Below are 14762 nucleotides of genomic sequence, written 5' to 3' on the forward strand. Positions count from 1 at the left end.
CATATACTAGGATATTTATAATCTGGCATCCACTTGTTCCTTATTAAAAAATGCTTTTACATCATATACAATGGCGTTTTCTTTTTTATAAGTACTCAAAGGGAAGTTCTCAAACTCAGTATGAGAAACTGCCAACATAATCCCCTCATATTGCCCATCAGGTTGGTCAATGAGGTCTAACCCATACTCTTCCATTACTTCATGTTTATCTGCGTGAGGGTCATGTACTTCTACGTTTACTCCAAACTCTTTTAATTCTTTCACAACGTCAATTACCCTTGTATTGCGGGTATCAGGACAGTTTTCCTTGAAAGTGAAGCCTAAAATTAACACACGTGACTCGCGAATGGTAAAGTTACCCTGAATCAATAATTTGATGATTTTATTGGCTACATATTGTCCCATATTATCATTAATCCTTCTTCCTGATAAAATTACTTGTGGGTTATAGCCAATGCTTTCTGCTTTATGAGTGAGGTAATAAGGATCAACCCCAATACAATGTCCACCCACTAATCCTGGTCTAAACGGTAAAAAGTTCCATTTTGTCCCAGCAGCCTCTAGAACATCATGGGTATCTATATCTAGCTTGTCAAATATGAGTGCCAACTCGTTTACAAAAGCAATATTTAAATCTCTTTGTGAGTTTTCTATGACTTTGGCAGCTTCTGCTACCTTGATAGAGGAAGCCAAGTAAGTGCCAGCAGTGATAATAGATGCATATAGGTCATTGAGTTCTTGCCCTACTTCTGGGGTACTACCACTGACTACCTTTTTGATCTTAGTTACAGTATGTACCTTATCACCTGGGTTGATTCTTTCAGGAGAATAACCACAGTAAAAATCTTCATTATACTTTAGCCCGCTTTGAGCTTCTAGTATGGGTACACAAATTTCTTCTGTACATCCCGGAAACACAGTAGACTCATACACTACAATGTCTCCTTTCTTGAGTACTTTACCGATGCTTTCAGATGACTTCCTGAGCGGTGTTAGGTCAGGCTGTTTGGAGTGGTCTATAGGTGTGGGCACGGTGATTATATATATATCAGCACCACGAATGGCTTCTACATCATCACTAAACGCAAGCTGTTGAGTAGCTTTCAACTTTTCTGTACTCACCTCAAGAGTCTTATCAATACCATTTTTGAGCTCGTTGATCCTTGTGGTGTTTATATCAAATCCTATAACTGAATATTTATTACCAAACGCCACAGCAAGTGGTAAGCCAACATAGCCTAACCCTATAATTGCCAGTTTTTTATCCATCAATCCTATATTGTTAATATCAAATATTAAGACTTATTCAAGGTACAATATTATGAAGAAAATGTTAGATTAATACACATTACACCAATTGTCTAAGTTTTACCTTAAACTTTACTTGTATTTTGTTTAAACCAATCAAGTGTAAGTTGCAAACCCTCTTGAATGGTTATTTGAGGAGCATAGCCCAATAAATTGTTGCTTTTACTAATATCAGCCAAGCTATCTCTCACGTCACCAACTCTGGGTTTGCTATATGCAGGACTAAAGTGTTTTCCAGATTTTTCTTTTAAAATATTAAACAACTCATTGAGTGATGTTCGTCCGCCTACGCCAATATTATATGCTTCACCCCAAGCAGCTTCTTTGGTTGCAAACATAGCTTTTATATTGGCTTGAACCACATTTTCAATAAAGGTGAAATCTCTGGTTTGTTCCCCATCTCCAAAAATAGTGGGAGGTTGGTTGTCCATGAGAGCTTGAATGAATAAGGGGATAACTGCAGCATAGGCACCTTTTGGACTTTGGCGAGGACCAAATACATTGAAATATCTAAGCCCTATGAGCTTCAAACCATACACCTGACCAAACACACGTGCATATTGTTCATTGACAAGTTTGGTGACTGCATAGGGCGACAAAGGGTGTCCAATTTTATCCTCTTGCTTAGGCAATAATTTACTGTCTCCATATACCGAAGAAGATGATGCGTACACCATACCTTTTATGTGATTATCTTTTGCTGCAATCATCATATTTAGAAAGCCGCTGATGTTTACTGCATTGGTAGTGGCAGGGTCGTTTATACTTCTGGGTACAGACCCTAAGGCTGCTTGATGAGAAATGTAATCGACTCCCTTGCAAGCTTTTTGACAAGTCTCTATATCTCGTATATCACCTTCTATAAACTTGAACTGTTGATGTTTTTCAAATGGTTGGATATTGTCGTAATTACCAGTTGATAGGTTGTCCAGTACTCTTACTTCTTTTGCATTGTATTTTAGTAAGTATTCAATAAGATTAGAACCGATAAAGCCAGCTCCTCCTGTAATTAAGAAAACACATTGGCTTAAATCATTTTTATGAAAGGGGTGATTATACATTTTCAGTTTATAATTAAAACATGAGACAGGTGTTAAGTAAGCAAAGTTAAGGGTATTTTATTACCTAAAACAAGGAGATAATGTTAAAAGAGCTTAGAATGGTATATTAGATGGTTGAAAAGTTGCTAAAACTGCATCTTTTTCTGAAATAATTATATTACTACTATCTATTTTCCAATCAATTGCAAGGTCAGAATCATTGTAAATAATCCCTGATTCTGCCTGTGGAGCATAAAAATTGTCACACTTGTATAAGACTTCGGCAGAATCACTCAATACAATAAAACCATGGGCAAACCCCTGAGGTACGTATAGCTGTTTTTTGTTTCCTGCCGAAAGCTCAAATCCTAGATGTTGACTAAATGTGGGTGAGTCTTTTCTTAAGTCTACCACTACGTCCCAAATGGTTCCCTGAATCACTTTGATCAGCTTTGCCTGTGCATGGGGTGGCTTTTGGAAATGTAATCCGCGTAACACTCCTTTTTTTGAGAAGGAGTGATTGTCTTGGATAAAAGGTGAAGTGATACCAGTGGCTTTGGTAAATTCATTTTGGTTAAAACTTTCGTAGAAATAACCACGGTCGTCTTCAAAAATTCTGGGTTCAAACAACCAAAGGTCCTTGAGAGGAGTTTCTGTAAAAGGCATTGTATACGCGTTTTATATTGTTTTGCTTAAAATTCTTGTTTTACTAAATTAATCAAGTAGTTGCCATAGCCACTTTTTACCAAGGGTTGAGCTATTGTCATAAGTTCTTCTTCGTTGATATAGCCCATTGTATAGGCTGTTTCTTCAATAGAACCTACTTTCAGTCCCTGCCTTTCTTCTATGACCTGTACAAATTGACCTGCTTGCATAAGCGAGGTAAATGTACCTGTATCTAACCAAGCAGTTCCACGATCTAAAATACCTACCGAAAGTTGTTCTTTTTCCAGATAAATACGATTAATGTCTGTAATCTCAAGTTCACCCCTGGCAGAAGGCTCAAGGTTTTTGGCCATTGCTACTACTTGATTGTCATAAAAGTACAAACCAGGTACGGCAAAATTAGACTTTGGTTTTTTTGGCTTTTCTTCAATAGAAATGGCTTTATTGTTGGCATCAAAGTCTACCACACCATAGCGTTCAGGGTCAGATACGTGGTAGGCAAACACTACTCCTCCTTTTGGATTGTTTTGTTCCTGTAGTATCTTTTCCAGCCCTGTACCATAAAAAATATTATCACCCAAAATAAGCGCTACGCTGTCACTTCCAATAAATTCTTCGCCTATAATAAAAGCTTGTGCCAACCCCTCAGGATTTTCTTGGATGGCATAAGAAAAAGAGCAACCCAGGCGTTTACCGTCTCCCAGCAAAGTTCTAAATAATTGATTATCTTGTGGAGTAGTAATAATAAGAATTTCTTGAATACCCGCACTCATAAGGGTAGAAAGCGGATAATAAATCATGGGTTTGTCATATACCGGGAGCAATTGTTTACTTACCGATAAGGTCAAAGGGTGTAAACGAGTTCCTGAGCCCCCCGCTAGAATAATTCCTTTCATTGTAGTTCGCTGTTATAGTTGTAGGTTATCGTTTAACATATTGAGTTTCATAGTAGGTTTGATAGTTACCACTTGTCACATTGTCTAGCCATTGAGTATTCTCCAAGTACCAGTCAATAGTTAGTTCTATGCCTTGTTCAAAAGTAACAGAAGGACTCCAGCCTAGTTCTTGGTTAATTTTAGAAGCATCAATGGCGTAGCGTAAATCATGTCCTGCACGATCTTTCACAAATTCAATGAGTTTTTCGGCAGTGCCCTCGGTCTGATTTAACTTTTTGTCCATCACTTGACACATCAAGCGAATCAAATCAATATTTTTCCACTCATTGAACCCCCCAATGTTATAAGTAGCGCCTTGTTTGCCCTGGTGGTAAACCAAATCAATAGCCCTGGCGTGGTCTACTACATATAGCCAGTCTCGTACGTTTTCTCCCTTGCCATAGACTGGCAGAGGCTTACTATTCTTAATGTTATGAATAAATAAAGGAATAAGTTTTTCAGGAAATTGGTAAGCACCATAATTGTTAGAACAATTAGAGATGACAATTGGCAAGCCATAAGTGTCATGGTAAGCTCTTACGAAGTGGTCTGAACTGGCCTTGGATGCCGAATAGGGCGAGTGAGGGTCATAAGCGGTACTTTCGGTAAAAAGTCCTTCATTACCCAAAGAGCCATATACTTCGTCGGTTGATACATGGTAAAAAAGCTTATTTGTATAATTTTCTTTCCAGATATCGCGTGCTGCATTTAGCAAATTGACTGTACCTATCACATTGGTTTGAACAAACTCCAGAGGATTGAGAATAGAACGGTCTACATGCGACTCGGCAGCTAAGTGAATGGTGCCATCGAACTTATGTTTGTGGTACAACTCCTGTACAAAATCTTGGTCTACAATATCCCCTTTTATAAAGTGATAGTTAGACTTTTGCTCAATATCTTTGAGGTTGTCTAAGTTGCCTGCATAGGTAAGCTTGTCTAGGTTAAATATTTGGTAGTCAGGGTATTTGTTTACAAACAACCGTACTACATGAGAGCCTATGAAGCCTGCTCCGCCAGTGATTAAGATTTTCATGTATAATTAGGTTAAATCAAAAACTTCTCTTTGTAAGTAGATGTGATGCCATCTTTTAGTTTTATTCGATGTTGCCATCCTAGTTGGTGTAACTTGGTTACATCCATTAATTTTCTGGGAGTACCATCTGGTTTGGAGGTGTCAAAACATAACTCACCATTATAGCCAGTAACTTCTTTGATCAGAAGTGCCAAATCTTTAATGCTAATATCTGTACCTGTACCTATATTGATCAAGCTTTTTTCGCTGTAGTTTTTCATCAAAAAATAGCAAGCATCAGCCAAGTCGTCTACATGCAAAAACTCACGCAAAGGAGAACCAGTCCCCCATATTTCTACCGAGGGCTCGTTGTTTTGTTTGGCTTCGTGAAACTTACGCAATAAAGCAGGCAATACGTGCGATGTTTTCAGGTCGTAGTTATCATTAGTGCCGTATAGGTTGGTGGGCATGACTGAGATAAAATCGCATTTGTACTGAAAGCGGTATTCTTCACACATTTTAACCCCTGCTATTTTGGCTATGGCATAAGGTTCATTGGTGGGCTCTAGGCTTCCTGTAAGCAAGTAATCCTCTTTGAGAGGTTGAGGGGCAAGTTTAGGGTATATACAAGATGATCCTAAAAACAATAGTTTTTTTACTTGATGTACATAAGCTTGGTGAATCACATTAGACTGGATCATCAAGTTATCATATAAAAACTCTGCCCGGTAGGTATTATTGGCAACTATGCCCCCTACTTTGGCTGCCGCCAAAAACACATATTCAGGTTTTTCTCTTGCAAAAAAATCAGCTACTGCTGTTTGATTTCGTAAATCAGTATCTTTAGAACTACTATACACAAAATTATCAAAACCTTCTTTTTGTAGGCGTCGCAGAATAGCAGAACCCACCATTCCTCTATGTCCAGCAATATATACTTTACTGTTTTTATTCATGATAGTTCATTATATTATGTCCACCTTTTTTTAGGTATTGGTCACGTTTAAACAATTCAATATCTGATTTTACCATATCGCTTACCAAGGCAGGCAAGTCATGTTCAGGAGTCCAGCCTAACTGCTTTTGAGCTTTTTCGGGGTTTCCTATGAGTAAATCTACTTCTGTAGGTCTAAAATAGCGAGGATCGACCGCTACAACTTGAGTGCCTTTTTTTATCTGATAATCAGTATTTGTGCAATGGGTTACCACAGCCGTTTCATTGATACCTTTCCCCTCAAAATCTACTTCTATACCCAATTCCATAAAGGCCATCCTTACAAAATCACGTACTGGGGTAGTAATACCAGTAGCAATTACATAATCTTCTGGTGTGTCTTGCTGCAGCATCAGCCACATCGCTTTTACATAGTCTTTAGCGTGCCCCCAGTCACGTTTGGCGTCCAAATTACCCAAATAAACTTTCTCTTGTAGCCCCAAAGCAATGCGTGCCACAGCACGGGTAATTTTTCGGGTGACAAAAGTTTCTCCTCTTAACGGCGATTCGTGATTGAACAAAATCCCGTTGACTGCATACATTTGATAAGCCTCACGATAGTTTACTGTAATCCAGTAGCCATATAGCTTGGCTACTGCATAAGGCGAGCGGGGGTAAAATGGTGTTTTTTCGCTCTGAGGTACTTCTTGCACCAACCCGTACAACTCAGAAGTAGACGCCTGATACACTTTTGTTTTTTGGGTAAGCCCGAGTAATCGTACAGCTTCTAAAATACGAAGTGTTCCTATTCCGTCTACATTGGCAGTATATTCAGGGGAGTCAAAACTTACCTTTACATGAGACATTGCGCCCAAATTGTAAATTTCGTCAGGTTGAACTTCTTGAATAATTCTTATAATATTTGTAGAGTCTGTCAAGTCTCCATAGTGTAGCGTAAGCTTAATTTCACTTTCGTGTGGGTCTTGGTACAGGTGGTCTATTCTATCTGTATTGATAAGAGAGGTGCGACGCTTGATGCCATGAACTTCATATCCTTTATTCAAGAGAAACTCTGTCAAATAAGCACCGTCTTGCCCAGTGATACCTGTAATTAATGCGACTTTTGCCATATACTTACGTTCAAATGTTTCGCATACTGAAAAGTTGATAGGTTGTTAAGCTATGTAATAGATCAGTAAGAAAGGTAGAATATATTGATAATACGAGGGCAAAGCTACTAAGAATACAAAGTATTTCAAAAGTTAATATTTTGAGGCATAGTGATATTCTGTTTTTTGACTGTTTTAGGGCACTAACCATTGGTCATTCATTACTTTATGTAATATTATTCCTTGAAATATGACTTTTTAGGGTTTTTGTTTGCGTAATTAAAAACGCTATTGTACATTCGCAGTAAATAATAGTATGCATTCATAATATTATAGTATGCGTTCATACTATTTTTATACTTTACACACCAGGCAAAACTTCTTTGAGTAGTAAGTTACATTGTAATGTTTTCTTACTTATTCAGGCACTTCTAAATTAGCGAAGGTTTAATTAAAGGTATTTTATTATAAGAAAAGGGGAAACCCACATGGTACAATAAACTATACTGTTAAAATTGTTTTTGTACCTACGATAGTAATCATATAGTTGTATTATACAACTTTTAAGCTTTTAACCCATGTCAAAACAATACATAGTTTTTTTACTGAGCATTTTATGCTTGTTTTCTTGTACAAAGGTGCCTTCCAAACAGCAGGCTTCCAAGCAGGAGTTTTCGGACAAAGAATTGAGAAAGTTTGCCTCCATTTATAACTATTTAAGGTTACGTCCACGTGGTAACCCCGAAATGGCGGTACGTGATGCAGTGCTCAAAAGCTCATTAAGTGAAAAGAGGTTTGGCGAGATTATGCGTGCCAAGTTTACTCAGCAACAAATCGAAATCTCTGCAACAGAGCAAACAGCATTGAACAGCATACGCAATACGGTGAAGCAAACACAGCTTAAGCAGAAAGTAGAAGACGACAAGATCATAGTAGAGCGAGGGATGATGCTCGAACGATATTACGCCATTATGAAAAGGTACAAGCAAAGTACTTTTCTCCAAAATAGGGTATATGACCTTATAAATTCGCAAAAAAAGTAACAAGAATACATAGAACATTATCAAGGGGTGATCTGCCAATAAAGAAATAAATTATACACAATACAGACTGAGAATAAAATAGTACAGAAAGAAGAGAAGACATTCAATACGAACAAGAATTTTACATATCAGATTAATTTACAATTTATAAGTACTTCAATTTTATTACACAAATGAAACGTTTAACTACACTATTAAGCCTCATGCTATTGGCGGTTGCCGGAGCGTGGGCACAACAGCGTTATATCGACGAAATTTTCACAAATGTAAACGAAACAAAAGGGGTGCGTTTTAGTACGCAAGTACCTGAGTCTAAGCCCGGTGGAGGATGGTATGAATCGGTTACAGGGTTGCCTATCAATGCCAAGGAGCACGATACCCGCAAGCGAGATTTATTCATGGATATATTCAAACCTGCTGGCGATAATAATACAAACCGCCCAGTATTAATTGTATGCTTTGGTGGTGGTTTTGTAGCAGGAGATCGCAACTTGGGTGACATTAGAACGATGGCAATTCGTATGGCAAAACGAGGCTATGTTACAGCGGCTATTGATTACCGTCTTGGGATGAATGTTTTTGATGAGGGAGCTGCCCTTAGAGCGGTTTATCGTGGAGTTCAAGATGGACGCTCCGCCATTCGTTATTTCAGAGCCAATGCAGCCTCTTTGGGCGTAGACCCAAACCAGGTTTTTATTGCTGGGCATAGTGCAGGAGCATTCATTGCCGTACAAACTGCTTATTTAGACAAAGACAACGAAAGACCTGCCGATACCCGCAATTCAAGCTATCGTTGGGGTTCCTGGATTGGCTCAAGAACATATAATTTAGTTGATCAGGGGTGCCTTGACTGTGCAGGAGATAACAAACAAGTGAGTGGTGCGGCCAATGCCATTGTGTCTTTAGCTGGCGCAGTTGGTTTTTTAGAGCACATAGAAGGCAGCAGTGATATTCCTAATGTAATGTTTCACAGTAAAAATGACAATACTGTGCCCTATGATTCTGGACAACCATTTAGTAGTATTTCGTGGTTAGTGGCTGGTTTTGACCTACCTATAGCCTATGGTAGTAGCCGTATTGACTCCAGAGCAAACCAAGTAAATGCCCCCCGTGCTTTTTATTCTTATGACAGCAGAGGACACGACGTGCACGTCAATGGTAACAACCGCTCAAATCTACATAGCGATATTTTGCCTCGTATGAGCCAATATTTATACGACACCCGCCTAAGCCCTGCTGGATTGAGCATAGCAGGAGCCTCAGTTGTAAATATGCAGCAAAACAATACTCAAACCTACACCATTGATGCTGAACACCTTGCTAAGGTGAAATGGCAAATGACAGGTGGTAAAATTATCGGACAAAAAGGAAACCAAGTGACCATACGTTGGAACACCCCCGGTGAACACCGTTTGAGCGCAATACCTTATGCTGCTAACGACGCAAAAGGTAGCATGGTAAGCGTGCCAGTATTGGTAATGGGTGAAAGTGGCAGCTTACAGGCTGACTTGCAAATGTTTCCCAACCCAAGTGCCCATACACTGAAAATTAAGCTCAACGAGGAAGGTATTCACCAGGTAAAAATAGCGGTGTATAACGAAAGGGGACAAGTAGTATATCAGAACGGTGTAAATAAACAAGGAGCACAGTTTAATATAAACGTGTTGAATTTGCCACTGGGTAAATACTATATCAAGATTCAAGACGGTGAGCGAGTAGTGCATAAAACGTTTTTGAAATACTAACAAACAGTGAATCGACTCTCATATTTTTAATATTCTAATTTTCAAGCAAAATGAATTGTGCAATCAACTGTCAGGTGTTGCCTGATAGTTGATTTTTTACCAAAAACTTTCCCACAATTTTTAGTTTGGTATGGCTCAACATAGTGATAGCTTCTTTGCCAAACCAAAGCATTTTTTTGGCACCCTGTAGCAAACAATGTAAAAAATCAACAGATGTAGAGGAAAATGAACAACCTATTGATTTTCAGTATGATGCTAGGTGTTTATGTTCAAGTAATAGCCATTGACTATCGCCTGAACAATGTGGACTATTGTAAGAATTGTATACCAATGAAAATATCTATATAGAACAATCTCTATGCTTAGCTGTACTGTACAGCGAATTACAATTTATTATACAACCAATGTAATTTTACATTTAAATTATTTACACAAAATGAAAAAGTTAACCACACTATTAAGCTTAGTGCTGTTGTTTACTTCAACTGTATGGTCACAGCAGAGATACATCGATGAAGTATTTGACAACATAAGCGAAACCCAAAATGTGCGCTTTAGTACGCAAGTGCCCCAACCCAAAAGAGGTGGTGGTTGGTATGAGTCAATAGCAGCTGGTGTGCCCATCAATGCCAAAGAGCATGAGACTTCTAATCGTGATTTACATATGGATATCTTTCAGCCTTTTGGCGATAATAATGTGAAACGTCCAGTGTTTATTGTGTGTTTTGGTGGTGGCTTTGTAATAGGCAATCGCAAATTTGGAGACATCAGAGAGCTGGCAATTCGTATGGCAAAACGAGGCTATGTAACAGCAGCCATTGATTACCGTTTGGGAGTTAATATGTTTGATGAGGGAGCTTCATTACGAGGTGTGTATCGTGCTATACAAGATGGGCGTTCGGCAGTACGCTACTTCCGCGCCAATGCCGAAAGGTTGGGAGTAGATCCTAATCAAATATTTATAGGAGGGCATAGCGCAGGTGCTTTTATTTCCTTGCAAAACGCCTACTTAGATCGTGACGTGGAACGTCCGGCGTCTACCCGTAAGTCAAGTTATCGCTGGGGAGCCTGGTTGGTAGAAAGAACCTACAACCTTCCTGATCAAGGGTGCCTTGATTGTGCAGGAGACAACAAACACGTCAACGGAAAAGCCAATGCAGTAGTATCTTTGGCGGGTGGACTGGGCTTTTTAGAGCATGTCGAAGGCGAAAATGATGTGCCAAGCATTATGTTTCATAGCAAGAACGACATTATAGTCAATTATGATAAAGGGCAACCTTTTCAAAACTTCTCTTTTCTTATTGCCGGGTTTGACCTGCCAGAAGCATTTGGATCCAATCTCGTGCAAAACCGCGCCAATAGTGTAAATGCTCCCAACAAGTTTTACTCTTATGATAAACGTGGACACGATTTGCATGTAGACGGGCTCCTTAACAGTGCGCTTGGTCGCAAAAAATTGCACAGCGACATAGTGCCACGCATTGCTCAATATTTATATGATGCGCGTTTGCGTCCCGCTGGCTTTGGTGTGTCAGGGGCTACTGTAGTGCGCCTATCAGCTACAAATACCCAAACCTATACTGCCGATGTAGCCAAAGATGCCCAAGTTCAGTGGCAGGTAGAAGGTGGTAAAATAGTAAAGCAAACTGGTAACCAGGTAACTATAAGTTGGAACATCCCTGGTGAGCATACTTTAAGTGCTGTACCTTATAATACAAATGGAGCTAAAGGCAATGCGGTAAAAGTACCTGTATTGGTCATGGATAATCTCCAGGAGTTGAAGGCTGACCTACAGATGTATCCTAACCCTAGTGCACGTGTACTTAAGATTAAGCTCAACGAGGAAGACATCAACGAAGTGAAAGCCATAGTATACAACGAAAGAGGACAAACCGTGTATCATGGGAGCTTGCAAAAACAAGGTGCCCAGTTTAACCTCAACGTATTGAAATTGCCTTTGGGTAAATACTATATCAGAATACAAAATGGCGAAAGAATGCTCCATAAAACCTTTCTAAAATACTAATGATTACTTTAAGCCTATCATAGTTTAGAACTAAGTAGCTAAGGTATTTGCAACAAATTGTTGTAAATGCCTTGGTTACATTTTAGCTGATTTTTTTTGCTTGACACAGTACTAATAGTCATTAATTGACCAGTATTATCCATGAATATTCGCTGATTTTTTCAAGAAAATAAACAGTCCATCACCAGTCCATGCTTGTGGGTGGATTGCTCCAGAAGGTAAGACGTGCGTTTAGCTGTATGGTGCAGCTAAATGTATTTTAATATACAACCACTATAATTTTAAACATCAAATTTATTACTTGGAATGAAAAGAGTAACCACACTATTAAGTCTTGTATTGCTGTTGAGCTCTACAGTATGGTCGCAGCAACGATACCTCAATGAGGTGTTTGCCAATGTAAGCGAAACTCAAAATGTACGGTTTAGCACGCAAGTGCCCCAACCCAAAAAAGGCGGAGGTTGGTATGCCACCATTTCGGCTGGTTTGCCTATTAATGTCAAAGAACATGACACTTATAACCGCAATTTGTACATGGACATCTTTCAGCCCTTTGGCGATACCAAGGTGAAACGTCCTGTATTTATTGTGTGTTTTGGTGGCGGCTTTGTGATAGGCAACCGCAAGTATGGCGATATCAGAGACCTGGCAATTAGCATGGCAAAGCGAGGCTATGTAACAGCCGCTATCGATTACCGTTTGGGAATGAATGTATTTGATGAAGAGGCAGCACTAAGAGCCGTTTATCGTGGCGTACAAGATGGTCGCTCGGCGGTGCGTTATTTTCGCGCCAATGCCGAAAGGTTGGGCATAGATCCTGACCAAATATTTCTAGCAGGACATAGCGCAGGTGGGTTCATTTCCTTACAAAATGCTTACTTAGATCGTGACGCAGAGCGTCCAGCAGCTACACGTAGCACCCGGTACCGTTGGAAAGGCTGGTTTAGGTCAAAATCGTACAACTTGCCCGACCAAGGGTGTCTTGATTGTGTAGGAGACAACAAACACTTAGATGGAAAAGCCAATGCAGTGGTATCGCTGGCAGGGGCGTTGGGCTATCTGGAGCATATAGAAGGTAGTACCGACGTACCAACCCTTATGTTTCATAGTAGTAACGACCTTGCGGTTTCTTATGGAGCAAAACAACCGTTTAAAATTATTTCTCCCTTAGTATTGGGGTTTGACTTGCCTGTGTCTTATGGTGGCAGTATGGTGGATGGTAGGGCAAGAGACAGGGGAGCCCCTCGTAAGTTTTATTCTTATAACAGACGTGGCCATTTTGTGCATGTAAAAGGTGGAGATATCTCTAGTTTTTTTGGCAGTGTACTCAACTTAGGGCACCTACATACAGATGTTTTGCCACGTATCAGTCAATTCTTGTACGATACGCGTTTGCGCCCTGCCGGCTTTGGTGTGTCGGGGGCTACTGTAGTGCGCCTATCGGCTACAAATACCCAAACCTATACTGCCGATGTAGCCAAAGATGCCCAAGTTCAGTGGCAGGTAGAAGGTGGTAAAATAGTAAAGCAAGTTGGCAACCAGGTAACTGTAAGTTGGAACACCCCCGGTGAGCATACCTTAAGTGCGGTGCCTTATAATACAAATGGAGCCAAAGGCAATGCTGTAAAAGTACCTGTATTGGTCATGGATAACCTCCAGGAGTTGAAGGCTGACCTACAGATGTATCCTAACCCTAGTGCACGTGTACTTAAGATTAAGCTCAACGAGGAAGACATCAATGAAGTGAAAGCCATAGTATACAATGAAAGAGGACAAACCGTGTATCAGGGGAGCTTGCAAAAACAAGGTACCCAGTTTAACCTCAACGTATTGAAATTGCCTTTGGGTAAATACTATATAAAAATACAAAACGGAGAGCGAATGTTGCACAAAACTTTTTTGAAGTACTAAAAATGACTTAATCTCGAATATATTATGCGTAATCAATCACCAGACAATGTTTGGTGATTGTTTTATTTGAGAGAAGTTGAAAAGTGACCACATAAAGTTGTACTATTTATTTGAAGATAAACTACCCAATCAATTGTCAGTTAATTACTTGGCAATTGATTTTTTTTATCATAAAACTGGTCATTTTTAAGGTGATTATGCCCAGTCTAACAAAATGCTAACACCTGATGTTGGCCATTGCTCATTGTTTTCACGAATTATGTAATAAGTATTTTAAAAAACTATAGAGAACTGAACCCTATTGATTAATAAACAACCTTTTTTAAATATCCAGGAAAATGAAAAATGATGAGTTATTTTGGCAAAAACTGATAGAAGGAGATAAAAATACAGTCAAAGAAATATTTCAACTCAATGTGCCCTTATTGGTCAAATACGGCTGTAGGTTTACCAGCAACGATACCATCATTGATGAATGTATCGTTGAAGTGTTTCTTAACCTTTGGAAAAACCGCCAAGCACTAGATAAAAAAGGGACTGTTAAAATATATTTAATGAAATCGTTGAGCCAACAAATCAAAGCAAATCAAAGACAACGCCAGCTGAAACGCGCCTAAGGTGTTATTGTTAGTATAAACTCTTCAAATAATTATATACTTATTACTCTTGTGCTGTATAGGGCAAGAGTTTTTTTTGTTATATAGCCTTCAGGTTCAACCTTGTTTTTCTATGCTTAAAAGCAATCGTGTGATTTGCCTCAAGTAATAAAGTGCAAAAAAAACTGAAATCAGGTACTTTGTACTTTTATGAGGTTTTTCTCATAACTTATAGACATTGCTTTTGCATAGCCTCTATATATGTTGGTTTATTTATCTTTATTTTTTGATAGTAAGACGAAAACTATCCATACAAATACAAAAAATATATTTTCATACTGTGAAATACAAGTTACCCAAAAACAGTGTTCTAGAGTATGAAAAATACAGTGAATGTAATGTTTTATGTAAAATCATAATATTTTTTTATATTT

General features: G+C 38.9%; 12 protein-coding genes. 5 read left to right on the forward strand and 7 right to left on the reverse strand.

What is annotated here, in order from left to right:
- Positions 1 to 15: 15 nt before the first annotated feature.
- The 7 genes from M23134_RS09810 to gmd form a co-directional block, all read right to left on the reverse strand.
- Entirely contained in the window at positions 16 to 1269 is a 1254-nt protein-coding gene (locus tag M23134_RS09810; protein ID WP_004155556.1) for a nucleotide sugar dehydrogenase, read from the reverse strand.
- Between the two features lie 104 nt (positions 1270 to 1373).
- Complete coding sequence (locus tag M23134_RS09815; RefSeq protein ID WP_004155557.1) at positions 1374 to 2369, reverse strand: SDR family oxidoreductase; 996 nt, start codon at positions 2367 to 2369, stop codon at positions 1374 to 1376.
- A gap of 93 nt (positions 2370 to 2462) precedes the next feature.
- Complete coding sequence (gene rfbC, locus M23134_RS09820) at positions 2463 to 3014, reverse strand: dTDP-4-dehydrorhamnose 3,5-epimerase (RefSeq protein WP_004155558.1); 552 nt, start codon at positions 3012 to 3014, stop codon at positions 2463 to 2465.
- A 26-nt stretch (positions 3015 to 3040) separates the two neighbouring features.
- Positions 3041 to 3910, reverse strand: coding sequence for a glucose-1-phosphate thymidylyltransferase RfbA (rfbA, locus tag M23134_RS09825; RefSeq protein WP_004155559.1), 870 nt, complete (start codon positions 3908 to 3910; stop codon positions 3041 to 3043).
- Between the two features lie 25 nt (positions 3911 to 3935).
- Positions 3936 to 4985 (reverse strand): dTDP-glucose 4,6-dehydratase, encoded by a 1050-nt coding sequence (gene rfbB / locus M23134_RS09830; RefSeq protein WP_004155560.1) that lies wholly within the window; start codon positions 4983 to 4985, stop codon positions 3936 to 3938.
- Between the two features lie 11 nt (positions 4986 to 4996).
- Positions 4997 to 5920: a GDP-L-fucose synthase gene (gene fcl, locus M23134_RS09835; protein ID WP_004155562.1), complete on the reverse strand. Its 924-nt coding sequence runs from the start codon at positions 5918 to 5920 to the stop codon at positions 4997 to 4999.
- The gene (gene gmd, locus M23134_RS09840) at positions 5913 to 7028 is read right to left on the reverse strand and encodes a GDP-mannose 4,6-dehydratase (RefSeq protein WP_004155563.1); all 1116 of its coding nucleotides are present in this window, start codon (positions 7026 to 7028) and stop codon (positions 5913 to 5915) included. The genes fcl and gmd overlap by 8 nt, the downstream gene beginning before the upstream one ends.
- 557 nt (positions 7029 to 7585) lie before the next feature.
- Between gmd and M23134_RS09845 the strand changes: the two genes are divergently transcribed.
- The 5 genes from M23134_RS09845 (at position 7586) to M23134_RS09865 (ending at position 14349) form a co-directional block, all read left to right on the forward strand.
- The gene (locus tag M23134_RS09845) at positions 7586 to 8050 is read left to right on the forward strand and encodes a hypothetical protein (RefSeq protein WP_004155564.1); all 465 of its coding nucleotides are present in this window, start codon (positions 7586 to 7588) and stop codon (positions 8048 to 8050) included.
- A 173-nt stretch (positions 8051 to 8223) separates the two neighbouring features.
- Positions 8224 to 9795 carry a carboxylesterase family protein gene (locus M23134_RS09850; protein ID WP_045113317.1) on the forward strand — a complete coding sequence of 524 codons (1572 nt, stop codon included), beginning with the start codon at positions 8224 to 8226 and terminating at the stop codon, positions 9793 to 9795.
- 436 nt (positions 9796 to 10231) lie between these two features.
- Positions 10232 to 11821, forward strand: coding sequence for a carboxylesterase family protein (locus M23134_RS37810; RefSeq protein WP_053337279.1), 1590 nt, complete (start codon positions 10232 to 10234; stop codon positions 11819 to 11821).
- A 306-nt stretch (positions 11822 to 12127) separates the two neighbouring features.
- Positions 12128 to 13732, forward strand: a complete 1605-nt coding sequence (locus M23134_RS37815; protein ID WP_004155568.1) for a carboxylesterase family protein — start codon at positions 12128 to 12130, stop codon at positions 13730 to 13732.
- 338 nt (positions 13733 to 14070) lie between these two features.
- Positions 14071 to 14349: an RNA polymerase sigma factor gene (locus M23134_RS09865; protein ID WP_004155572.1), complete on the forward strand. Its 279-nt coding sequence runs from the start codon at positions 14071 to 14073 to the stop codon at positions 14347 to 14349.
- Positions 14350 to 14762 lie beyond the last annotated feature (413 nt).

This window comes from Microscilla marina ATCC 23134 (assembly GCF_000169175.1).
In the GTDB taxonomy this organism is placed as follows: domain Bacteria; phylum Bacteroidota; class Bacteroidia; order Cytophagales; family Microscillaceae; genus Microscilla; species Microscilla marina.